22 protein-coding genes are annotated in these 22,853 nt (G+C 34.6%); 18 read left to right on the top strand and 4 right to left on the bottom strand.

Annotation, left to right across the window (positions count from 1 at the left end):
- Window positions 1-256: 256 nt before the first annotated feature.
- The 4 genes from AC1Q7L_RS05580 to AC1Q7L_RS05565 all read left to right on the top strand — a co-directional run bounded on the left by AC1Q7L_RS05580 (window position 257) and on the right by AC1Q7L_RS05565 (window position 3,446).
- Complete coding sequence (locus AC1Q7L_RS05580) at window positions 257-1,687, top strand: helix-turn-helix transcriptional regulator (protein WP_492306748.1); 1,431 nt, start codon at window positions 257-259, stop codon at window positions 1,685-1,687.
- Window positions 1,688-2,020: 333 nt separating this feature from the next.
- A complete protein-coding gene (locus tag AC1Q7L_RS05575) occupies window positions 2,021-2,356 on the top strand; it encodes a helix-turn-helix domain-containing protein (RefSeq protein ID WP_492306747.1) in 336 nt (111 codons plus the stop codon).
- Window positions 2,357-2,403: 47 nt separating this feature from the next.
- On the top strand, window positions 2,404-3,111 hold the full coding sequence (locus AC1Q7L_RS05570) for a hypothetical protein (RefSeq protein ID WP_492306746.1): 708 nt from the start codon (window positions 2,404-2,406) through the stop codon (window positions 3,109-3,111).
- Window positions 3,112-3,170: 59 nt separating this feature from the next.
- Complete coding sequence (locus tag AC1Q7L_RS05565; protein WP_410690062.1) at window positions 3,171-3,446, top strand: hypothetical protein; 276 nt, start codon at window positions 3,171-3,173, stop codon at window positions 3,444-3,446.
- A gap of 165 nt (window positions 3,447-3,611) precedes the next feature.
- Here the strand turns inward: AC1Q7L_RS05565 and AC1Q7L_RS05560 are convergent, their stop codons facing one another.
- From AC1Q7L_RS05560 to AC1Q7L_RS05545, 4 genes are all read right to left on the bottom strand, one after another.
- Window positions 3,612-5,375: a flavin monoamine oxidase family protein gene (locus AC1Q7L_RS05560; protein ID WP_492306745.1), complete on the bottom strand. Its 1,764-nt coding sequence runs from the start codon at window positions 5,373-5,375 to the stop codon at window positions 3,612-3,614.
- A 12-nt stretch (window positions 5,376-5,387) separates the two neighbouring features.
- Entirely contained in the window at window positions 5,388-6,575 is a 1,188-nt protein-coding gene (locus AC1Q7L_RS05555) for an FAD-dependent oxidoreductase (protein WP_492306744.1), read from the bottom strand.
- 452 nt (window positions 6,576-7,027) lie between these two features.
- Window positions 7,028-7,609, bottom strand: a complete 582-nt coding sequence (locus tag AC1Q7L_RS05550) for a hypothetical protein (RefSeq protein ID WP_492306743.1) — start codon at window positions 7,607-7,609, stop codon at window positions 7,028-7,030.
- A 172-nt stretch (window positions 7,610-7,781) separates the two neighbouring features.
- Window positions 7,782-8,141: a prevent-host-death protein gene (locus AC1Q7L_RS05545; RefSeq protein ID WP_410690066.1), complete on the bottom strand. Its 360-nt coding sequence runs from the start codon at window positions 8,139-8,141 to the stop codon at window positions 7,782-7,784.
- Between the two features lie 369 nt (window positions 8,142-8,510).
- On the opposite strand from AC1Q7L_RS05545, the gene AC1Q7L_RS05540 reads away from it, so the two are divergent.
- The 14 genes from AC1Q7L_RS05540 to AC1Q7L_RS05475 all read left to right on the top strand — a co-directional run bounded on the left by AC1Q7L_RS05540 (window position 8,511) and on the right by AC1Q7L_RS05475 (window position 22,851).
- Complete coding sequence (locus AC1Q7L_RS05540) at window positions 8,511-8,879, top strand: hypothetical protein (protein ID WP_492306742.1); 369 nt, start codon at window positions 8,511-8,513, stop codon at window positions 8,877-8,879.
- 154 nt (window positions 8,880-9,033) lie between these two features.
- The gene (gene ureA, locus AC1Q7L_RS05535) at window positions 9,034-9,336 is read left to right on the top strand and encodes an urease subunit gamma (protein ID WP_492306741.1); all 303 of its coding nucleotides are present in this window, start codon (window positions 9,034-9,036) and stop codon (window positions 9,334-9,336) included.
- An 11-nt stretch (window positions 9,337-9,347) separates the two neighbouring features.
- Window positions 9,348-9,716 carry an urease subunit beta gene (gene ureB / locus AC1Q7L_RS05530; RefSeq protein WP_410690069.1) on the top strand — a complete coding sequence of 123 codons (369 nt, stop codon included), beginning with the start codon at window positions 9,348-9,350 and terminating at the stop codon, window positions 9,714-9,716.
- A 1-nt stretch (window position 9,717) separates the two neighbouring features.
- On the top strand, window positions 9,718-11,439 hold the full coding sequence (gene ureC, locus AC1Q7L_RS05525; RefSeq protein WP_410690070.1) for an urease subunit alpha: 1,722 nt from the start codon (window positions 9,718-9,720) through the stop codon (window positions 11,437-11,439).
- A gap of 85 nt (window positions 11,440-11,524) precedes the next feature.
- The gene (locus AC1Q7L_RS05520) at window positions 11,525-12,172 is read left to right on the top strand and encodes a hypothetical protein (protein ID WP_492306740.1); all 648 of its coding nucleotides are present in this window, start codon (window positions 11,525-11,527) and stop codon (window positions 12,170-12,172) included.
- Window positions 12,162-12,674, top strand: coding sequence for an urease accessory protein UreE (ureE, locus tag AC1Q7L_RS05515; RefSeq protein WP_492306739.1), 513 nt, complete (start codon window positions 12,162-12,164; stop codon window positions 12,672-12,674). Before AC1Q7L_RS05520 ends, ureE begins: the two co-directional genes overlap by 11 nt.
- 1 nt (window position 12,675) lies before the next feature.
- The gene (locus AC1Q7L_RS05510) at window positions 12,676-13,359 is read left to right on the top strand and encodes an urease accessory protein UreF (RefSeq protein ID WP_492306738.1); all 684 of its coding nucleotides are present in this window, start codon (window positions 12,676-12,678) and stop codon (window positions 13,357-13,359) included.
- A gap of 160 nt (window positions 13,360-13,519) precedes the next feature.
- Entirely contained in the window at window positions 13,520-14,158 is a 639-nt protein-coding gene (gene ureG / locus AC1Q7L_RS05505) for an urease accessory protein UreG (RefSeq protein WP_492306737.1), read from the top strand.
- The gene (locus tag AC1Q7L_RS05500) at window positions 14,159-14,944 is read left to right on the top strand and encodes an urease accessory protein UreD (protein ID WP_492306736.1); all 786 of its coding nucleotides are present in this window, start codon (window positions 14,159-14,161) and stop codon (window positions 14,942-14,944) included.
- A 13-nt stretch (window positions 14,945-14,957) separates the two neighbouring features.
- On the top strand, window positions 14,958-15,659 hold the full coding sequence (locus AC1Q7L_RS05495; protein WP_492306735.1) for a hypothetical protein: 702 nt from the start codon (window positions 14,958-14,960) through the stop codon (window positions 15,657-15,659).
- A gap of 123 nt (window positions 15,660-15,782) precedes the next feature.
- Complete coding sequence (locus AC1Q7L_RS05490; protein WP_492306734.1) at window positions 15,783-16,673, top strand: urea transporter; 891 nt, start codon at window positions 15,783-15,785, stop codon at window positions 16,671-16,673.
- A gap of 278 nt (window positions 16,674-16,951) precedes the next feature.
- The gene (locus AC1Q7L_RS05485; RefSeq protein ID WP_492306733.1) at window positions 16,952-19,204 is read left to right on the top strand and encodes a TonB-dependent receptor; all 2,253 of its coding nucleotides are present in this window, start codon (window positions 16,952-16,954) and stop codon (window positions 19,202-19,204) included.
- 52 nt (window positions 19,205-19,256) lie between these two features.
- Window positions 19,257-20,147 carry a helix-turn-helix domain-containing protein gene (locus AC1Q7L_RS05480; RefSeq protein ID WP_492306732.1) on the top strand — a complete coding sequence of 297 codons (891 nt, stop codon included), beginning with the start codon at window positions 19,257-19,259 and terminating at the stop codon, window positions 20,145-20,147.
- 367 nt (window positions 20,148-20,514) lie between these two features.
- A complete protein-coding gene (locus AC1Q7L_RS05475; protein ID WP_492306731.1) occupies window positions 20,515-22,851 on the top strand; it encodes a TonB-dependent receptor in 2,337 nt (778 codons plus the stop codon).
- Window positions 22,852-22,853 lie beyond the last annotated feature (2 nt).

Below are 22,853 nucleotides of genomic sequence, written 5' to 3'. Positions count from 1 at the left end.
GAAAAAAATACTCAAAAATGTTAAAAACTCAAAATGTCATACCTGTGTAATATGTATTTAAACGAATTTATAACATGTAAATTTTTATTATTGCCCCCAAAATAAATCAATTATGATTTTTTTGAAATATGTAAACAAAATTTTAAATTATTTACTCAAAACATAATGATAATATTGTTAATTTAGTATAATAATTTAAATTTTAATCACTATTTAGGAATATTTTACTTTTATATTTATAAATAATTAACACAAAATGAAACTTTTTATTTTATTTTTTTCCATTCTATTGTCTGGACAGCAAATTTCGACGAAATACATTGACTTGGAGTTCGATAAAACCGAAATTTTAGCCAGAGAAGGCAAGTACGATGAGTACATTAAAAAAAATATGCTCTTACTGAAAGAGTCTAAAACAATCAGCTATCCCAAAGGAATTGCAGTAGGATATTTAAATCTCTCTAACGGTTATTCATACGCAAAGAATTACAAAAAAGGGATGGAATTTTTAAAACTGGCAGAAAATACCGAATATGCTCAGAATAATTCCGACTTTCAGATTTTAGTTAAAAATACGTTGGGATTTAACTATTTTAATATGGGACTTTATCAGGAAGCTATTTCTGAGTTTAAAGAAATCACCATATTGTCTGACGAAGTTCCGATCGATTCGGTAAGAATATACCATAAATCTTATGCTTTTTGTGAAATAGGAACGGTATATAAGACTAGAAATCAATTAGATTCATCCAAATTCTATATTCAGAAAGGCACTGATATTTTACGACATGAAAAAAAATTAACGCCCAAACTAAAAGCCATGTTATTATGGTATTCTTTGGCATTAATCGAAATTGATCTTGAAGAAAAACGATTTGATTCAGCAGAAATGAAACTTAAACCATTGGAAGCTCAATCAATAAAAATACTCGGAAACAGTAATTTTAAGTTATATAAGATAAAAGGCTTAATTAATGAATATAAAAAGGAGTATGATTCGGCCATTGTTAATTATCAGAAAGCTATCCAATTATCTAAAAAAGGTAAAAATGTGATACAGGTACAATGGCTTTATGACGCTGTTTCCAAAGTTTATAAGTTAGCCGGAGATGAAAATTCTGCCAGAGAATATCATCAAAAATATACTTTGATTACTGACAGTTTAATAAGCGCTAAACAACCCGAAATTGAAAATACGGTAAAAGAGCTGGTCACAAAAAAGGAAAATAAAATCAAAGAAAAAAATAAATTTTTACTCTACAGTATCTGGGTTGGAATTTTAGGCTTGATTATTTTTATTCTTTTGGTTTTAAAAAGAATGCACAAAAAAAATAAAATTTTGGATGTAAAAGTACAGGAAACAAAAGAATTAAGTCAAAAACTGAACGTTGCTTTTGAGGAAGTGGTACAATTGGCTAAAAACAATGATCCTGAGTTTCTTACAAGATTTCAGGAAGTTTATCCTGAGTTTTTCCCGAAATTATTGGAAATTGAACCTCAACTCATCAATACAGAATTAAAGTTTTGTGCATTATTATTTCTAAATTTTTCTACTAAAGATATAGCAACGTACACATTTGTGCAGCCTCAATCTATACAAACCAGAAAGAACAGATTGCGAAAAAAATTAAAAATATCGTCGGACGAGGATATTTATATCTGGATGAAAAACATCAATAATAAATAAAATTTTATTTTCTAAAGTTTCTTTATTAATAATTCATTGAATTTAATTAGTTGATATTTAAATTGTTACATGTGGCTATTACAAGATTGTCATAGGTTTTGATAGATGTCACATAAGCATCTCATTCATTTTTTTCTTGATTGTCATAGCCAAGTAACATGTGTTTTTTTTGGTAAGAAAAATGGAAAGGGCAAATTTGCACTGTCAAAAAATAATACCAAGATGATTATTTCTTGGATTAATTTTTTCAATAAAATGTCAAATAGGGATAAAGACAATTTAGGCAAAATCAGAATCAGATTTTAAAATTAAGTAAGCTTTAAAAAACACATGATGCAAAAGGTAGGATCACCGGATTACAAAAAAATTTACAATGATATTATCGCAAGAAAATATCCGGAAAAAAAAGAACAGTGTAATTCGATATTGAGCAAGCAGGAATTATCATTTTTAGATATTATAAAACTTAATTCCTTATTATTTGATGTTAAAAATAAAGAAGTTTCGATATCAAATCAAAGGCATAAATCTTATGATATCTCTGCAATTCATGAAATTTTGGAATATCAGATTAAAAATAAACTTAATAATTCTCAATTATCACTACATTTTCAACTAAGCCGAAATACGATCGCTAAGTGGAAGAAACTATTTTCTTCAATACCATAATTAAATTCATTCAAAAACACAAATTAACACAATTATAAATCTTACAAATGAAAAAAAAATGTTTCACTGTTGCTGTTGCCATAGCATCAGTAATGATCAATGCACAGACCGGACTGGTAGGTGTAAACACAAGCACTCCTACAAACACATTAGACGTTAATGGAACAGCTAGGGTAAGAAACCTTCTGCCCAATACTTTTAATTCCACTGTAGATAAAATAGTAGTGGCAGATGCCAATGGAGCATTAAAATCTGTACCGGTAAATGCTATTACATCTAATTCTTATGAAGTTCTGTTTGATCTTACTCCAATTACAGACGTCGGAATTAGCGACAGTAATCCTAACGGAGATGATGCCAGAACACCTGGTATGATCCAAAGTCAGACAATTACTCTTACAAAAGATGCTTTGGTACAGATTAATTTTGCTGTACCTATCTGGGATGTCTTTAAATATGGTACTTCTGTAGCGCCTACAGATGGAGGCTCCAAAATGCTGAGAACACATTTGGTGGTTGATAATGTTATTGTAGTAAAATCTACAAATATATATACCAATTCTTCTGTAGGTACCGGAACAGGCACCAGTGCAGAAGCTCTTAAAGGTATTTTCTTTAATACAGGCAGTGCTTTTGTAAAACTCAATGCCGGAACTCACACGATTAAACTGGAGGGTACTTGCAACCCATACATCACATGTCGACAAGGTGGAGGAGGCCAGGGAACGAAGTTCCAGGCCGTGGCTTTATACTAGAAAATTTTTTTGCAAAAAATATTTTAAACTAATTATTAATTTTTAAATTTCAATTTACGATGAAAAAAACTATTTTGGCAGGTATGTTACTTGCAACATTCAGTACTTCAATGATGAGCGCAAACACAGTAAAATTTGCAGAACCAGAAGAAGCAAACTTCTTTTGTTATAAAATATCTTATGTAACAGAGAAAGAAGGATCTTGTACAGTTACCTATAAAGTAACAACAAAATATTTTCTTTGTTGTCCCCTAAGTAGTACAAAAGCAGTTTATTCAAAAAGCTGTCCTACAACTCCTTCAAACCCGACAGGAGGTACTGGCGGACAAAACTAAAAATTTGAAAAGATTTCCTCTTCAGACATAAAAGTCTGGAGGGGTTTTGTTTTATAGTGTTCCAATTTCTGTTAGTTGGTAAAAACAGATTTTTTTTTAGGAAGAATCCAGCTCATATTTAATTATGGGCTGGATTCATTTATTTTATAATTGATCTTTTTTAATCTACCATCCTAAATAATAATCAGGGCTCAGCCAAATCGGACGATGCATTCCAAAATGTTCCTGAAGCATTTTTTCGGCTTCACAAAAAGCGCCTTCCACCCAACCTTGCTGATCAGAATAGGCTTCTCCAATAATATGAATCTGCTCATCAGCAACAGGTTTTCTCATGTAAGGCATCACATTTTCAACTGAATATCCGGCTTTCCATGCGTGATATCCTGCGCCGAAAGGTTCATCTGTCCAATCTTTAAAATAAGTTACATAAGGATCTGGAATCGTTATATCCGGACCGTGAAGTTCTCTAAGCTGATTCATTAATTCATCCACCATTAATTGAGTAGCCTGAACATCATCTAATTGATGCAGTTCTTTTAATGATGCAGATTTGGCAGGTTTTACTTCAAAAAGTAACTTGTCATCGGTTAATGCTTTCCAGAAAGTCTCGGTTTCCATATCTCCGTAACTTCCCAACAGCATTGAGTTATTGGTTTCAGGATCTGTTCCGAAATAATAACATTGTCTCATCGGTAAATCTGTGATAGAATGTCCGGAATCAATTTTTAATTCTTTCCACCAAGGATATTGGAAGCCCATTAAAATTTTAAACGCAGGTTCCATAATCACCGAACGGATATTTTTATTGATCACTGAATTTTCATTAATATCAAAAAAGAAATTATTCTGATCCAAAAGCTCCAGAGATTTTCTCGGCATGGCAAGAATCAGCTTGTTTGCATAGACATTCCAAGTTGTGTTGGTTTTTAGATTAAGAAAAGTCAGTTGATATTTATGAGTATCTTTTAAAGAATGCTCTTTTGTGAAAGTAAGTAGCTTATTTTCAGACCAAATACAGGCTCTATCATGCTCCATATAAGAATTGGCGACTGCATAAGCGATGCTGTCATAACCTTCTTCTATGGTTTTGTAAATTGTTCCGGCAGAGAAATCCCCAACCATATAAGGAAACGCTTCCGCAGAGTTCCAATTGATTGTATTTGAGTAATATCCACCCGCATTGGCTACAAATTCATATCCTTCCTGCGAAACTTGATCTTTAATTAAATTCCAAAATCCTAAATCATTCACTTTACGCTGATCGTAAGGAGAATTTGGGAAATTATAGACCAATTTAGGTTTGATATCATCCCAGTCTTTGCTTGTTAATTTAAAGCTGTAATCGTAGATCGTATCACCTTTAATGATCTTATCTCCGTATTTTTTAGCTACCCAAGGATCTGCCATTAAAACATCATAAATGATTTTATTAAATAACTGATCTGAACTAAAACCATAATCATCATCGTTCAAATAATATCGGGTTTCCAGTTTTTTACCTTCTTTTTGAGCCACATCCCACGCATCTTGTTTGAAACGTTCTTTTCTAAGATACATTAATAATTTTGTAGGATCACCCATCGGAAATGGAACAGGCGTCATTTTATCTTTCAAAACGGGAATACGCTTGTCCGGATTTGCTTCAGAAAGAGGATAACCTTCAATTAATGTCGTTACAATTTCCTGAGAGGTCAGGTAACGCATACCTCCCAATTCGCCCCAGAAATTCATTCCGGGCATAACGACTGATTCCAGCCTTCCGCCAAGCTTATTATTCATATCGAAAATTTGTACTTGGTCGGCAGTGAATTTTTTATCCGTTACTAAACGGTAAGCGGTGTATAATCCGGAAGTTCCGGCACCGATAATAGCGACTTCAATTTTTAAATCAGGATGCATTCCTGGATTTAATGGGGTGTTTTTATTCATGGTGTAATAGTTTTAAATGGCTTTAAAGAATTTACGTCCTAACTGGAAATGAGAAATATCAAAATCCGTATGTCCGTCCAAGGCAAGATCAGACATAATTTTCCCTAAGAAAGGGGTGAATTTTGCAGCCCATCCGGTGGCGTAAACCACAATGTTTTTATAATTGGGGACGTACTTTGGGGCAAAATCAATCAACAATTCTTTGTTGGGTATCGTACTCAAAGCAATAAGACATGTTGAAGTATATTCAGGTTCTATACTTAGGCCTGTCATGTGCTCTTTTATCCATTCAGAAGTGTAGGCAAGTTCTTGTGGATTTGGAATTAAAGTTCTGTCACTAGGTTCTTCTAAGGGATTAATAACAAAATCAGGCGCCACACGAATATATTCCGGATGATCCCAAGATACCGATGGGAAACCATAAAATTCATTCCCGTTTTTTCCTACAGGATTCTGGAAAACAAACCATGTTGGATATTGTATGCTAGGATCTATTTTTTTGAAATAAGCGGAAGACATATTCCAATACGTGGCTTCTATTTTAAAATCTAATAAGTTAATTACACTGTTAATGTACGGCCCAGGAATAATCGCTAATTTTTTAGCAATATAAATTCCGTTAGGAGTTGTGATTTCAAAGAGTTCACCTTTTTGTTTGATTTCTAATACTGGCGAATCTTCTCTCAATTCAACTGTTTCTTCTTTTTTACATAAACTTAAAAGCGTTTCAATCGTAGCTTTAAAATTGATGCTGGCACCATCCGGCTGGAATAATCCCGTATAATTTTCAGGTAAATTTCTAAAATGATATTGATCTTCAATTTCCTTTGCAGTTAAGGTCGTGTAAGGAACATTTAAAGCTTTGAGAGCTTTTTCAGCTTCAGCGATATTTCCTTCAGTAGAATGAACTTCAGGATCTCCAAACCAAAGCGTACCCACTTTGTCAAGTAGTGAAGTTTCGGTTTCTTTTTCTAATTCATCCCAATAAGGTTGTGCATCCAAAGCCATTTGCACCATATATTCGTCGGGATATGGGATTCGGAATTGGCGAGATACTCCTGCTGAACTTCCAAGTTGATTCACAAAAGTAAACTGCTCAAGAACCAACGTCTTTGCCTTGCGTTTGCCGAGATGGTACGCAGTTGCCAGACCTATCGCTCCTCCGCCAATAACGATTACGTCGTAGTTTTCAGTATTCATGGTTATTTGTTTTTAGGTTTTATGCTGTTTTTGAAACAAGTAAAGAATACAATATTTTAAAGATTGAATTTAAATCCTCATGTGCAGGGGATTTCAAGCACATTATTGTTGTCTTTACTATGTATTTCAAAGTAACAAAGAAGGCTGAAAATGTGGTAGAGTAGAAATAATGAATTACAACTTTAAGTAGAAATACTTAATGAAGTTATGCAGAAAGAATGCATGAGAAAAGATGAAAAAGGAAAATGCTTTTTGTTGGAGGAATGGCAAAGCCGCAAGGGTTTTTGATCTGTATGCAGATTTTAAGGCGCGAGAAAATCGAAGATTTTCGATAAGCATTAGATGTAAACATGACAAATTTTATCGCAGATAAAATCCTTGCGCCTTAAAACAGTATTTTAGTTATACTTTGCGCCTTTGCGATGTACCAATCAAATCAATTTTAAATAACTTTACTCCAATTGATTATCAAACTTTCTGAGAGTTTGAATGGTAGGCAACGGCTTTAAGTTGATTTTCTTTTCGCCTTTATTGATGATTTTATCTGAACCTAATAATTGGGATATTTCGATTCTTGATCCTTTTAAAAGGTCAAATTCAGTTTCGGTAGTTGTATTTTTGCCGTCCCAACGTACTTTTGAAAGATTGATTAATTCAAATTTTCCGTTATTGAAAAGGAATTTATATTGATTTTTAACATCCTTAATTTCAGAATAGAAAATAAAATAACCGTCCTCAATAAAAACATCCGGAACTTGATCTCCTCCATATTTTCCGTTTGGATATTGAGGATTCATTATTTCTGTTGAAGAAACAATTAATTTAAATTTTTTATTCGGCTGTAGGAAAAATATTTCTAGTTTTAGAGGCTGTTCAGCATCAATAGTGTCCATCGAAACGGTCACTTTATCCTTCAAGCCATCTTTATTAAGATCGCCTAACTCTTCTCGTACTTGCACAAAAGAATGCTGTTTTTCCTGCGAATAAGTAAGAATTCCGGCAAGAAGTGAAGAAATCAAAACTATATTTTTCATGACTTTAAGATACATGAAATTATTTCATCATTTTGTGCTTTCTGAAAACATCTGTTAAAGAAAGTTGATCTTTACTGTAGTAAATCAACTTTGTTTTGGGAACAGAGTTTTACTCTACTTCTGTTCTCCAAAACAATATTATTCTGAATAATTTTATGAAATAAAAAAAGATTTAGTTAAGATCATAATTAGAAATCACCAATCCTAAAATAAAGTGAACATAATCTTGATCTGCATCTTTTCTGTTGATTAGTTTATTCTTATAGTCGTAAGAATTAAGCACATTGATTAATCTCTGATAAGTTTCGAAATTATCATCTTTAATTTTTACCCTTACATTTCCGTCTCTCGTTTCAATGAGTTGATTATCCAAAGTCCTGATTTTAAACAAAGCATGACATAATTTTGGAGCAAAACGCATTTTCCCCACATATCTTTCAACTATGTTAACCTTGAATGACTCGAATACGATTGTATTGAAAACAATATTAGAGTTAGGTTCCTGCGTATTGAGCTCAAGTTTATAATTCATTAATTTATTTTTTACAAATTTAGGCAGAAGTAAAAAAAAAACAAAATAAAATATCTAATTTAAATCATTGAAAATTTGTATAGACTTTAGGATAAACAAAAAATAACTCTTACAATAGCAATCATGAACCTTTCTTAATCTGTTTTTTAAAAGTGAATAATTAAGTAATTTATTTAATTAAAATCTTTGAAAAGCATTATCAATAAAGTGTTTTAAAAATAAATGATATTATACTTATTTATGTTGATGTGAAAAATATTCATTAAAATTGAAAATCTGATGTCTATATTTTGTCACGATTTTGAACATTTTAAATAACCTTTTTGATAGTCATAAAATTTTCATTGTTATAATTTTACAGTTATAATGATGAAAAGAAAAAATAGAATCTTACTGCTGCATATCGCGTTCCTTTTTGCGGTATTATGTACAGGTTTTCACTTTTTTAAAAGTGAAAAGCATTCTTTTTCTATCAACAATAATCAAGGTAAGTTTTTACAGAAAGCAAATACGCAAACTGAGGTTGATGTTTATAATTTATCAGATATTCAGGATGAATTTGCATTAGAAGATCGGGATAAATCAATTCTTGATGTTGAGGTCTTTTTAGAAAGATGGATTGCTAATGTATTTAGAATTCAGAATTCTTCTTCTGAGCCTGTTATTGCTCAAAACTATTCATTTATTACTTTACCCAGGTATATACTTTACCATTCTTTGCAGATACCTGGCTGCTAATTTCTTTTTTTAATCATAACTAATTCCAATGAGTCCGTATTCCATATCGGATAAGGGATTCGTATGTCCAATTTCAATTTTTTCGATACTCTGATTTGCTTTTTCATTAAGGCAGACAAGATAACATATGTCCAATTTTTAAATAAAAACATTTATGCATTTAACACCAAGAGAAACAGAGAAGCTAATGCTTTATATGGCGGGCGAAGTTGCTCTGAAAAGAAAGGCAAGAGGTCTTAAACTAAACTACCCTGAATCCATTGCTTTAATCAGTCACTTTTTACTGGAAGGAGCCAGAGACGGTAAAAGAGTGGCAGAACTCATGCAGGAAGGCGCACAGATTCTTACTATTGATGATGTGATGCCGGGCGTGGCAGATATGATCCATGATGTTCAGATCGAAGCTACTTTTCCGGATGGAACTAAGTTAGTTACAGTACATAACCCAATTCGTTAATCCTAACTATTATGATACCAGGAGAAATTTTTGTAAAAGAAGGCACCATCATCTGCAATGAAGGCAGAGAAACGGTAAAAATAAAAGTGATCAATACGGGAGACCGCCCTATCCAGATAGGATCTCATTTTCATTTTTTTGAAGTGAATAAAGCAATGAGCTTTGACAGAGAAAAAGCTTTCGGAAAGAGGTTAAATATCGTTGCGAGTACAGCCGTTCGTTTCGAGCCGGGAGAGGAAAAAGAAGTAGAGCTTGTAGAAATAGGAGGAAATAAAAAAGCAATGGGCTTCAATAATCTTGTTGACGGATCTGTAGATTCAGCGACTCAAAAAGAGGAAAGCTTAGCTAAAGCCAATCAATTAAATTTTAAAAATCTGTAACATGAGTTTAAACGTAGACAGAAAACAATACGCCAATATATTAGGTCCAACAGCAGGAGACAGAATTAGATTGGGCGATACAGAATTAATCATTGAGATCGAAAAAGATTTTACTCACTATGGCGATGAAGCCGTTTTCGGAGGTGGAAAAACCGTTCGTGACGGAATGGGACAAAACGTTACCGCAAAAAGAGCGGAAGGTGTTCTAGACCTTTGTATCACAGGAGCAACGATCATCGATCATTGGGGAATTGTAAAAGCAGATATCGGAATTAAAGACGGCAAAATTGTCGGAATCGGTAAAGCCGGAAACCCTGACACAATGGACGGTGTAACTCCAAACATGATCATTGGAGCATCAACGGAAGTTCATGGTGGTAAAGGATACATCGTAACCGCAGGAGGCATTGATACGCACATTCACTTTATTTGTCCGCAACAAATAGAAACATCTCTTTACAGCGGAATTACGACAATGATCGGAGGCGGAACAGGCCCAAATGACGGAACGAACGCAACAACCGTTACTCCGGGGAAATTCAACATGCAGAAAATGTTGGAAGCAGCAGAAGAATATCCTATGAATTTAGGCTTTTTCGGAAAAGGAAACTGTTCTGCAGAAGAACCGATTGAAGAACAAGTTGAAGCTGGAGCATTAGGCGTAAAAATTCATGAAGATTGGGGAGCGACTCCTGCAACGATTGATGCAGCGTTAAAAGTTGCGGATAAATATGATGTTCAGGTGGCAATCCATACCGATACTTTAAATGAAAGTGGCTTTTTGGAGGACACGATGAGAGCGATTAATGGCAGAGTAATTCACACTTTCCATACAGAAGGTGCTGGAGGTGGCCATGCTCCGGATATCATCAAAGCAGCGATGTATCCAAACGTTTTACCTGCTTCAACAAACCCAACGCGTCCTTATACAATCAACACAATTGATGAGCATTTGGATATGTTAATGGTTTGTCACCATTTAAGTAAAAATATTCCTGAAGATGTAGCGTTTGCAGATTCACGAATCCGTCCGGAAACGATTGCTGCGGAAGATATTCTTCACGATATCGGAGTGTTCAGTATCATGAGTTCTGATTCTCAGGCGATGGGAAGACCAGGCGAAGTAATTACCAGAACATGGCAGACAGCGAGTAAAATGAAAGATCAACGCGGACAGCTGGAAGAAGATGAAAATACAGCTCATGATAATTTCCGTGCGAAACGTTATGTGGCGAAATATACCATCAATCCGGCTATTGCTCACGGAATTTCAGAATATGTTGGTTCAATCGAAGCGGGGAAATTAGCCGATTTAGTGATTTGGAAACCTGCATTATTTGGAGTAAAACCTGAAATGATCGTAAAAGGAGGTTTTGTAATTGCTGCAAAAATGGGTGATCCTAATGCTTCGATCCCAACTCCGCAACCTGTTATTTACAGAAATATGTTTGGAGCTCATGGTCGTGCTAAATATGGAACTTGTGCCAATTTCGTTTCTCAGATTTCAATTGATAACGGAACAATTGCTGAATATAAATTAGAAAAAATGATTCTTCCTGTAAAGAATTGCAGAAATATTTCAAAGAAAGACCTTATTCATAATGATAAAACTCCGGTAATTGAGGTAAATCCTGAAAACTATAAAGTAACAGTTGATGGAGTGCATATTACATGTGAGCCTGCAGACAAACTGCCATTAACACAGTTATATTATTTATTTTAAAAATAAAACAAACCTTATAGGCTCTAAAAACCTATAAGGTTTATCTCAAAGAAAAATTTAAATAATAACAGAATTAAAATTAAGAATGAGAAACTTTAATAAAACCATTTTTTCTTTTGCAATAGTTGGATTATCAATGTTTTCAGTAAAAACAAATGCACAACTTTTGGGTGGAATGAGAATGAAAAGCGATGAAGATGGCCCAAAAGGACAGTTCATGGTTTACGGTTCATTAGATTATTCAAAAATTACAACGCCTTCAAGCACAAGTAGTACAGTTTCAAGTGCGCCGATTGGATTGGGGTATTTTATCAATAACAATGACGTTATCGGGGTAAATTATGCTTACTCACAAAATGCTGTAGATCATAGTGTAGTTTACAAACAAAATGAAGCCGGAATTTGGTACAGCCCATCATTAACGCTCGGAAAATATTTTTTACTGATTGCTCAGATTGATGCTCATTACGTTTGGGGACAACAGGTTTCAGGAACTGCACAATCAATGGAAAACTTTAATGGATACCGTCTTCGCGCTTATCCTTTGATCGGAATTGTTCTAGGCGGCGGTTGGGCACTCAAATTCAAATTTGCAGAGCTTTCTATGTTGCAGACCAAGGCAAAAGAAGGCTGGACGAAAACTTATGTTGCAGGAATTAGCGGTTCGACATTCGGAGTAGGGATTTCTAAGAATTTTGATTTCAGAAAAAAAGCTAAGAAAGATGATAATTAACGAAACTTTAGGCAACATTTCAGATAAGTCTGTTGTCGGAAAATCAATAGATTATCTTGATCTGGAATGGTTTGAATCTACAAAAAGAATTCAACGTAAAAAAACACGTCAGGGAGAAGATATTGCGATTAAATTTCTTAGGGAGGGTCAACGTCTCAGAGAAGGTGATATTCTTTTCGAAAACCAAGAAAAGCTAATTGTTGTCAATATTTTGGAGACAGAAGCAATTGTAATTTCTCCGGATTCTATGCTAGAAATGGGAACGGTTTGCTATGAAATTGGGAACAAACATATTCCGCTTTTTATACAGGAAAATAAAGTGTTATTGCCTTTTGAAATGCCGATGTACAGATGGTTGGAAGTAAGTGGTTTTAAACCTGAAAAACAAACTGTAAAGTTGTTGAATCTTCTCAAATCGAATGTAGAACCTCACGGACACGGAAGCCTAGGTTCATCAATTTTTACTAAAATTTTAAAAATGGCAGCTCCAAAAGATGAATAACATGAAATTTTTAGCCAGCTTATTACATATTTCAGATCCAACCTTACCGATTGGAGGTTACACGCATTCCAACGGACTGGAAACTTTTGTGCAAAAAAGAATTGTACACAACAGAGAAACCGCGCAGGAATTTGTAGAAAATATGCTCAAATATAATCTGAAATATAACGACGGAGCTTTTGTAAAACTGGCATATGAAGCTACAGAATCTCAAGATTTAAAAACAATTTTAAATCTGGATCAGGAATGTAATGCATTGAAATGTCCGAAAGAAATTCGTCAGGCAAGTCAAAAATTAGGTTTGCGTTTAATCAAAATATTCAAAAGACATGAAAATTTTGAGTTGATGGAAGCTTATGAAAAGGCAGTTCAAAATCGTGAAGCAAGTTCTCATTACAGCATCGTCTTCGGAATGTATGCGAGTTTATTAGGAATTCCTCTACAGGAAGCACTTTTCGGATTTTACTACACTTCTTCGGCGGGAATAATCACAAATGCAGTAAAATTAGTTCCGCTTGGACAGCTCGACGGACAGGATATTCTGTTCAAATTATATTCAATACTGGAAAAAACAGCTCAGGAAACCATAGAACTCGACAGAGATTTAGTAGGTCTTTGTAACACCTCTTTCGATATTCGTTGTATGCAGCATGAAAGACTGTATTCAAGACTTTATATGTCTTAAAAAGTGAATTGTCAATGTATGTAAAATTGACTTATTGACCATTCACAATTCACTTCTTCGCTGAGTGGAACGCCCTTGCGAACTTAAAAATATTCATAACTAAAATCAAAAAAATCCTTGCGGGCTTTGCGATAAAAATAAAAAACAGAAGCAATTTAAAATGGAAAATAGAAAATATATAAAAGTAGGAGTAGCCGGACCAGTTGGTTCAGGAAAAACAGCTTTATTGGAAAGATTAAGCAGAAAATTATACGGAACATATGATCTTGGGGTAATTACCAATGATATTTACACCAAAGAAGATGCAGAATTTATGGCTAAAAACAGTCTTCTTCCTCACGACAGAATTATCGGAGTAGAAACAGGCGGTTGCCCTCACACAGCCATTCGTGAAGATGCAAGTATGAATTTGGAAGCGGTAGATGAATTGGCAGCGCGTTTTCCGGAGATCGAATTGATATTTATTGAAAGTGGAGGTGATAATCTTTCTGCAACATTCAGTCCTGACCTTGCGGACGTTACAATTTTTATTATTGATGTAGCGGAAGGTGAAAAAATTCCAAGAAAAGGAGGTCCCGGTATTACGAGATCTGATTTATTGATTATCAATAAAATAGATTTAGCTCCTCACGTAGGCGCAAGCCTTGAAGTGATGGAGAATGATGCCAGAAGAATGAGAAACGGAACTCCTTTCGTATTTACCAACCTTAAAACTGATGAAGGTCTTGAAAAAGTGATCGGTTGGGTAAAAAAATACGCCTTATTGGAAGAAATCGAAGAACCGAATCTTGTAAGATAAATGGATAGTCGCTTACATATCATAGCCGGACACAAAGCCGGAAAATCCTACGTGAAAGATCTTTTTGTATCACCTCCTTTCCGTGTTGTTTCTGTCGGACAAAGGAAAAATGATAACAAACTGTATCAGATCGTGATGAGTTCTTCTCCCGGAATTCTGGACGGTGACCGCTATCAGTTGGATATTGAGTTGGAAAAAGGTTCTGCGTTACAACTTCAGTCGCAGTCGTATCAAAGATTATTCAATATGAAAGATGAAGCCGTTCAGCAGTTGAATATTTCCATGGAAGATAATACCTCTTTTGCCTATGTTCCGCACCCTGTGGTTCCGCATGAAGATTCGAATTTTAAAAGTAAGGCAAACATCAATATTGGTGAAAACAGTCAGGTAATTATGGCGGAGATCATCACTTGTGGACGAAAGCATTACGGGGAACTTTTTAAGCTTAAAAAATTCCAGAATCTCACAGAAATTTACCATAAAGATAAATTAATGGTGAAAGATAACGTGCTGATTCAACCTGATTTAATTCCTATTAAAAGCATCGGAAATCTGGAAGAATATACTCATCAAGGAACTCTTATTTTTTACAGTACAAAAAAGGATGTAAATAAAAATGATTTGATCGAAATCATCTACACTCAAATAGAATCCCAACATGAAATGGAAATCGGTATTTCAGCAATGGAAGATAACGGATTTATCATTAGAGCATTGGGAAATGGAGGAGAAATCATGTATAATTTTTTCCTTAAAGTTCAGGATATCCTTTGGGAATTAGAATAAATAAAATAAAGAAATGAATGCAACTATTTGGGCATTAATGCTAAGTGCCATCTCTATAAGTTTTATCCATACCGCAACGGGGCCGGATCATTATCTGCCATTTATTGTTTTATCTAAATCAAAAAAATGGAGCAGAAGCCGAACCATTTTGCTGACAATTGCCTGTGGTTTTGGTCATGTTTTGAGTTCTTTAGTGATAGGCGCGATCGGAGTTTTTCTTGGATGGCAGCTTAATCAGTTTGCATGGTTTCAGGACATCAGAGGGAATATTTCGGGGTGGGCATTGCTCATATTTGGGATTGCTTATCTTATTTATGGATTGATTCAGGCAGCAAGAAATAAGCCTCACAAACATTTTGATGTATTGGGAGATGATGTTTACGTGTACGAGCACAATCACACCGAAATAGTAATGCCACAAAGCAGAATAAAAGTAACGCCATTTGTCCTGTTCATGATCTTCGTGATGGGACCGAGCGAACCGCTTACTCCGCTTCTTTTTTATTCAGGATTAAACCGTTCTGTAACTGAAATTCTGGCATTGGTACTTCCGTTTACATTAACAACAGTTGCAACGATGTTGGGGATGGTTTTGCTCGGAAGATACGGATATTCAACCTTATTCAATACCGAAAAACTGGAACGTTACATGGGCGTGATAAGTGGAGCAGTAGTTACGATATGCGGTATAGGAATGGTCTTTTTAGGCTGGTAGCGAATGGGGTAATAGTCAAAAGTCAATAGTGAATTCGCTTCGCTTGTCATATCATTCACTGGCAAAGCCAAATTGACTATTCACAATTCACAACCTTCGTCTAATCATTTATAAATTAAAACTATGAATAAAATTTTTGAAAAATTCCCTTTTATTGATCATATTTTAAAAGGAATCGGGCAAATTATGCTTCAGGAAAACAGATGGACAGGCCTTCTGTTCCTTATCGGGATTTTTATGGGAAGTTGGGAAAGCGGTATTGCTGTTCTCTTGTCCACAAGTGTCGGAACATTCACCGCAATGAAGCTGAATTATGATAAATCCGAAATAAATGCAGGATTATACGGCTTCAGTGCTGCCTTGGTGGGAGTTGCTTTATCTTTCATATTTCAGATAACCATTTTAATCTGGATTCTTATTATTTTGGGTGGAGCATTGGCAGCAATTATTCAGCATTTTTTTATTGCTAAAAAGATTCCGGTTTTTACTTTTCCATTTATCATTATCATTTGGGTAAGTGTTTTTGTGCTGCATCATTTTACGCATATTCCGCCATCAGAATTAATCAGTGCGAAAGCCGAAAATCTTGATTATGATGAGGTAATAACTCCAATTAATGGTTTCGGAGAAGTTATTTTTCAGGGTGGAATATTATCAGGAATAATTTTCTTTTTAGCCGTTTTCATCAGTTCACCCGCCGCCGCTTTATATGGTTTTGCAGGCTCTGTTTTGGGAGCTTATATTTCTCATGTGAATGGAGAATCTGTTGAAGAAGTTCATATGGGATTATTCGGTTTTAATGCCGTGCTTTCTGCCATTGTTTTTTCAGGTTTCAAAAAAATGGATGGATTATGGGTGCTTGTATCTGTATTAATTACAGTCGGAATCGATGATTTATTAATTGATAATCATGTTCTTACTGAAGTCGGCGGAGTGCTTACTTTTCCGTTTGTAGCAGGAACATGGATTACTTTATTAATTCAGAAAATTTTTATCTCTAAAAAAGAAAACTAAAATATCTCATAATGGGCTTGTTTAAATTTTTATTAACCACAAATCGAAGATTCGACGGAGTCAAAAGATACAAAAGATTAACACATTAGTATTTTAAGTTAATTAATAGACCATAAATAAAGAACACATTAGTTTTAAAAATCTTTGATTTTTATTCTTTTGAGAACTTTGTTTTCTGATAATTAAACAGAAGTTATGTATTCAAATAGCTTTTGTCCCTTTTGTGGTTAAAAAATAAAAGTTTAAGCATGTTTTAAAATCATTCAAAAAGAATATCAATGAAGAGAACTCAAATAATGGTTGCTTTTTTGGCCTTAATGATGAACGGAATCGTTCTGGCGCAGGAAAAAACCTCAGAAAAGCAATCATTTATTAAAGATGCAGACGATAAATTTCCGATTAATGATGCTTTGATAAAATACAATCATGGAAATGATCATACACATTCGGGATCTGATGGATCATTTAAATTTAATGTTCAGTCATTCCCGGATACTTTGGTAGTAAGTCATAACGGTTATGATGAGGTTAAATTGGTGATTAATAGTGATGAAGATAAAAATAAAGTTGTTTTTCTTCAGCATAAGCTTTTTCAGATCTCTGAAGTAGAGATTAATCATAGCTCGTTTCTTTCGGCAATCACAAAGGTTGATTTGAATAAATTTCCTGTAAATTCTGCTCAGGATTTGTTACGAAAAGTTCCGGGATTGTTCATCGCTCAACATGCAGGAGGAGGAAAAGCGGAACAGCTTTTTTTAAGAGGGTTTGATGCCGATCACGGAACCGATGTCAGTGTAAATGTAGACGGAATGCCCGTGAATATTGTCTCTCATGCTCATGGACAGGGATATTCAGATCTGCATTTTATCATTCCTGAAACCGTTAATAATATCGATTTTGGAAAAGGAGCTTACTACATGGATCGAGGAGATTTTGATACTGCCGGTTACGTAGATTTTCAGACATATGATAAACTGAAAAACAGCATGGTAAAGCTGGAAGGAGGTTCTTTTAATTCAAAAAGGATGTTGGGAATGTTCAATATCATTAATGATCCGAATAAAAGGCAAAATGCTTACGTAGCCGCGGAATACAATTATACTGATGGTTCGTTTGATGTAAAACAAAACTTCAACAGAGTCAATATTTTCGGAAAATACAACCAATGGATTACTGATAAAGATTATTTTAATATTCAGTTTTCAACATTCAATTCTTCATGGAATGCGTCCGGACAAATCCCTGAACGTGCCGTAAATGAAGGGATTATTGACCGCTGGGGAAGCATTGATCCTACAGAAGGTGGAAGTACTTCACGAACCAATCTTCAGATGAATTACAAACATATCATTTCTCCATCTGAACAAATTGAAGCGATGGCATGGTATTCTAAGTATAATTTTAACCTGTATTCTGATTTTACATTTTATTTAAAAGATAAAGATCACGGCGACGAAATCGAGCAGAAAGACGGCAGAAATATATACGGAACTGAAATTAAATATACCAAAAGTTTTTCTCTGCCAAACAGCTCATTAAACTGGATATCGGGAGTAGGATTCCGAAATGATGATATTAATACATTGCAGCTTAATCATGTTTATCACAGAGATTTATTGTTAGATAAAATGGCTGATGTGAATGGAACAGAAACCAATCTTCATGCCTATTCAGGATTGATTTGGAAAACAGGAAAATGGACGATTAATCCTGCCTTAAGAGTAGATCATTTCATTTTCAACATGCATAATTTGTTGGATTATGAGCAACTGCCTTCCGGACAATCATCTGAGGGAACAAGATTAAGTCCAAAACTTAATTTCTCTTACGCCGCCAATGATAAGATTATGTGGTTCCTGAAAACAGGAATGGGATTCCATTCTAATGACATGAGGGTGGTTGTTCAGGAAAAAGATGCGAAAACTTTACCGTATTCTATCGGCGGAGATCTTGGAGTTAGGTTACATCCTTTCAAGTCATTAATTATTACACCAACCATCTGGTATCTAGCTTTACAGCAGGAATTTGTGTATGTGGGAGATGATGCTGTAGTAGAACCTTCCGGAAGATCAAGACGGTATGGAGCAGATTTGGGAATTCGTTTTCAACCGTTGGAAAATCTGTATTTGAATGCTGATATCAATTATTCTCACGCCCGATTTGTTGACGAGAAAAAAGGAGAGGATTATGTTCCGTTGGCTCCGGTAATAACGAGCACAGGTTCCGTAAATTGGGATTTTCTGAATGGTTTTTCTCTTGGTTTACAATATCGTTATTTGGGCGATCGACCAGCCGTTGAAGATAATAGCCTCCGCACAAAAGCCTATTTTGTGAATGATCTTGTACTTTCTTACAATCGTGCAAAATGGGGAGCAAACCTACAGATCAACAATCTTTTCAATGTAAAGTGGAACGAAGCCCAGTTTGCTACAGAAACCCAATTAAAAAATGAAGCCGAACCTATCACAGACATTACCTACACTCCAGGAATTCCTTTCGGAATAAAAATGGGTGTATTTTATAAGTTTTAAATAGAATTTCAGCATTAAATTTGTATAACGCTAGATATGATAATTAACTGATATGGAAGTACTTTCCAATTTTCAATATAAGAAGCTTTTTCTCCCGAACATTACAGAGAAAATACTGTCTAACAACGCAGATATACAGCTTTACAGGCTTGAAGATTACCTAAAAGGGATTCTCATGCCTGTTATTCCTTACCGAACGACTTTTAACTTTATCATTTTTATTACGAATGGTCATATCAAGCAGTATTTGGATAATCAAGAGTTTCAGGCCGAAAAAAGTGGAGTTATTTTTATAAAACAAGGAACGATTACGGCAACCATCGAATTATCAGATGATGCTGAAGGGTTTTTCTTAGCCTACGAAAATAATATTTTATCTGAACAGGAATTGCCAAAGCATAAAACCAGCATCTTTTTCATGCCTCCTTTTCTGAATCTGGATACGCTTACGTACGGAACAATCACCCAGCTTCTTACCATTATGGAACAGGAATTATGGCTTAATGGATTGAATTTGAATGAAGTAATTATTACTATGCTTCATCTTATTTTAGTTAAAATTTTAAGTACAGATTCCAATAATCATCATAGATCAGCCAGTCGTCCAATGGAATTATCTCTTCAGTTTCGGGAAATTTTGTTTAAATATCACGTAGGCGAAAAAAGAGTTGCTTTTTATGCCGATAAACTGTCTGTTACAGAAAATTATCTCACAAAATGTATCAAAAATGTAACCCAAAAGTCACCCAAACAATGGATTAACGAAATGGATATTAATTACAGCAAAGCCTTATTGCATTCAAGTAAAGATATAGCGGAGATCGCTTATGAGCTTAATTTCCATACAGCTTCCCATTTTACCCAACTTTTTAAGAAAATTACAGGAATTACTCCTAAAGATTACAGAACAGAATTCTTGAAAGATAAAATGATTGTTTCCTAAGTTAATTCTAATTAATATTCTTCTTTTTCGAAAGTTGATGAGTTTAAGATATAAAGTCTTTAAATAGTAATATTTAAAGGCTTTTTTATTTACAATCAATCAATAAAAGATCCAAAAATTGAAGAAAAAACATCACCATAGAATTTAATATTTAGTTTTTTATTCACACTAAGACAATAATTTCGACATCAAAGAGTTTTTATTTCAAGTTGATATTTATCTTTGCAGTGAAATATTCTAAAATAGGCCTGTTAATGAGAAAAAATGAATGTTTTTTGCTCAATTGATTTCCTATTTCATTCATTTAATTAACATCAATAAACTTTTTTAATATTTAAAAAATCTACTACATTAAATAATAAACTGAATGCAAACATCTTTTTTTAAAATCGCGGCTGCTTCGGCTGCGCTCTGTTTCAGTACTTTAGCTGTAGCCCAGCAGAAATACTCGGTAAGCGGAACTGTAAAAGACCAGAAAAACGGCGAATTACTGATCGGAGTGACCGTAAAAGTGGCTGAAGATCCATCCATCAATGTGGTAGCCAATGAATACGGATTCTATTCTTTATCCCTGCCGGAGGGGAATTACAGAATGATTATTTCTTATCCGGGTTACAAAGATTTTGAACAGAATATAAAAGTTGATCAAAATATTAAATTGGATCTTCCCTTAATTCAGGAAGAAAAACAGGAAAGAACTGCCAATATCGATGAGGTTATTATTTCTGGGGTTAAAAAAGATAAAAATCTTTCAACCGCTCAAATGGGTACGGAAACATTGAGCATCAAAAATATAGAAAAACTACCTGTTTTATTTGGTGAAAAAGATGTAATGAAGACGATTCAGCTTTTACCGGGAATTAAAAGTAATGGTGAAGGAAGCAGTGGATTCAGTGTAAGAGGAGGTGCTACCGATCAGAATTTAATATTGTTGGATGAGGCGCCTGTTTATAATGCTTCCCACTTACTTGGATTTTTCAGTACATTTAACAGTGATGCCTTAAAAGATGCAAGTATCATCAAAGGAAACAGCCCCGCACAGTACGGCGGACGTCTTTCTTCAGTGATGGATGTTAAAATGAAGGACGGAAATAATAAAGATTACAACGTCAACGGAGGAATCGGTTTAATAAGCAGCAGATTGAGCGTTGAAGGCCCGATTCAAAAGGAAAAATCATCATTCATTGTTTCCGGAAGAAGAACATATGCTGATTTATTTTTGAAATCAACCGACGATTTTAAAGACAGCAAACTGTATTTTTATGATTTAAATCTTAAAGCAAATTATCAGGTTAATGAAAATAACCGTCTTTATTTATCAGGATATTTTGGAAGAGATGTTTTGGGATTAGGCGATACTTTTTCAACAGATTGGGGAAATACGACGGCCACACTTCGTTGGAACAGCATTATTAATAGTAAATTATTCTCCAATACGTCTTTAATTTACAGCAACTACAACTATAAAGTAAGCTTACAAAGCAACGACAATACATTCGGACTAGATTCTCAGATTGAAGACTGGAATCTTAAACAGGATTTCACATGGTTTGCAGGAAATAAACATTCGGTTCGTTTTGGTTTACAGTCTATCTATCATACGATTACGCCAAGCAGTGCTTCGGGTACGAGTGTGAGCAGTTTTCCTAGAAATCCGAGATCTTCATGGGAAAATGCAGTCTATATCAATGATGATTTTAAAGCAACCGAAAAATTAACGGTTAATTATGGGTTAAGACTTTCCGGTTTCAGTGTTTTAGGTGGTGACACGTTTAATAGTTATGAAAACGGAGTTCTCACAGACAGCAGGTTTTTAGAAAAAGGAAAATTTGGAAAAACATATGTAAATCTTGAACCTCGTATTACGGCAAATTACCGAATTAATGAGGTGAGCAGTGTAAAAGGAGGGTATTCTAGGAACACACAGAATTTACATTTGTTGAGCAACAGCAGCAGCGGAAATCCTACAGATCAATGGATTGGAAGCAGTTACAGCGTAAAGCCTGAAATTGCAGATCAGGTAAGTTTAGGCTACAGCAGAAATTTCAATAACAATAATTATGAGATTAATGCTGAGGTGTATTACAAATCAATGCAAAATCAGATCGATTTTAAAAATGGGGCTCAGATCTCATTTGATACCGCTGCAGACGTTGAAAGTGAATTACTTTTCGGTAAAGGGAGAGCCTATGGTTTAGAATTAATTGCTAAAAAGAAAAGCGGTAAACTAACGGGCTGGATTTCCTATACTTTATCAAAAACAGAAAGAAAAATAGACGGAATCAACGATAACGAATGGTACAACGCCAGAATGGATAAAACCCACGATCTTTCTATCGTTGCAACCTATGAATTGAGTAAAAAATGGTCACTTTCAGGATTATTCCTTTACAGCACAGGAAATGCGGTGACTTTCCCAACCGGAAAATATGAACTGAACGGACAAACAATTTTCCAATACAGTAACCGAAATGCCGACAGAATGCCTGCCTATCACAGAATGGATCTGAGCGCAACCTATGAACCGGAATCTACAAAACGTTTCAAAGGCTCTTGGTCATTCGGAATTTACAATGTGTACGGTCGTGAAAATGCCTACACGATTACTTTTGAAGATAATCCGAACAATCCAGGGACGACCCGCGCTATGCAGACTTCGTTATTCCGTTGGGTACCAAACATCACTTACAATTTCAAATTTTAAAT

This window comes from Chryseobacterium sp. GW823-FHT05E08, from assembly GCF_058795655.1.
Note: the sequence above shows the minus strand (reverse complement) of the source record. Positions and strands in the feature narration are given on the sequence as shown.

Excerpts from the sequence above, each read along its gene's own strand:
- AC1Q7L_RS05560 (WP_492306745.1), bottom strand. The coding sequence starts at position 5,375 with ATGAATAAAAACACCCCATTAAATCCAGGAATGCATCCTGATTTAAAA.
- ureG (WP_492306737.1), top strand. The coding sequence starts at position 13,520 with ATGGAAAATAGAAAATATATAAAAGTAGGAGTAGCCGGACCAGTTGGT.
- AC1Q7L_RS05495 (WP_492306735.1), top strand. The coding sequence starts at position 14,958 with ATGAATGCAACTATTTGGGCATTAATGCTAAGTGCCATCTCTATAAGT.
- AC1Q7L_RS05570 (WP_492306746.1), top strand. The coding sequence starts at position 2,404 with ATGAAAAAAAAATGTTTCACTGTTGCTGTTGCCATAGCATCAGTAATG.
- AC1Q7L_RS05545 (WP_410690066.1), bottom strand. The coding sequence starts at position 8,141 with ATGAATTATAAACTTGAGCTCAATACGCAGGAACCTAACTCTAATATT.
- AC1Q7L_RS05575 (WP_492306747.1), top strand. The coding sequence starts at position 2,021 with ATGCAAAAGGTAGGATCACCGGATTACAAAAAAATTTACAATGATATT.
- AC1Q7L_RS05475 (WP_492306731.1), top strand. The coding sequence starts at position 20,515 with ATGCAAACATCTTTTTTTAAAATCGCGGCTGCTTCGGCTGCGCTCTGT.
- AC1Q7L_RS05580 (WP_492306748.1), top strand. The coding sequence starts at position 257 with ATGAAACTTTTTATTTTATTTTTTTCCATTCTATTGTCTGGACAGCAA.
- AC1Q7L_RS05485 (WP_492306733.1), top strand. The coding sequence starts at position 16,952 with ATGAAGAGAACTCAAATAATGGTTGCTTTTTTGGCCTTAATGATGAAC.
- AC1Q7L_RS05550 (WP_492306743.1), bottom strand. The coding sequence starts at position 7,609 with ATGAAAAATATAGTTTTGATTTCTTCACTTCTTGCCGGAATTCTTACT.
- AC1Q7L_RS05480 (WP_492306732.1), top strand. The coding sequence starts at position 19,257 with ATGGAAGTACTTTCCAATTTTCAATATAAGAAGCTTTTTCTCCCGAAC.
- ureC (WP_410690070.1), top strand. The coding sequence starts at position 9,718 with ATGAGTTTAAACGTAGACAGAAAACAATACGCCAATATATTAGGTCCA.
- AC1Q7L_RS05520 (WP_492306740.1), top strand. The coding sequence starts at position 11,525 with ATGAGAAACTTTAATAAAACCATTTTTTCTTTTGCAATAGTTGGATTA.
- AC1Q7L_RS05490 (WP_492306734.1), top strand. The coding sequence starts at position 15,783 with ATGAATAAAATTTTTGAAAAATTCCCTTTTATTGATCATATTTTAAAA.
- ureB (WP_410690069.1), top strand. The coding sequence starts at position 9,348 with ATGATACCAGGAGAAATTTTTGTAAAAGAAGGCACCATCATCTGCAAT.
- ureE (WP_492306739.1), top strand. The coding sequence starts at position 12,162 with ATGATAATTAACGAAACTTTAGGCAACATTTCAGATAAGTCTGTTGTC.
- AC1Q7L_RS05500 (WP_492306736.1), top strand. The coding sequence starts at position 14,159 with ATGGATAGTCGCTTACATATCATAGCCGGACACAAAGCCGGAAAATCC.
- AC1Q7L_RS05540 (WP_492306742.1), top strand. The coding sequence starts at position 8,511 with ATGAAAAGAAAAAATAGAATCTTACTGCTGCATATCGCGTTCCTTTTT.
- ureA (WP_492306741.1), top strand. The coding sequence starts at position 9,034 with ATGCATTTAACACCAAGAGAAACAGAGAAGCTAATGCTTTATATGGCG.
- AC1Q7L_RS05565 (WP_410690062.1), top strand. The coding sequence starts at position 3,171 with ATGAAAAAAACTATTTTGGCAGGTATGTTACTTGCAACATTCAGTACT.
- AC1Q7L_RS05555 (WP_492306744.1), bottom strand. The coding sequence starts at position 6,575 with ATGAATACTGAAAACTACGACGTAATCGTTATTGGCGGAGGAGCGATA.
- AC1Q7L_RS05510 (WP_492306738.1), top strand. The coding sequence starts at position 12,676 with ATGAAATTTTTAGCCAGCTTATTACATATTTCAGATCCAACCTTACCG.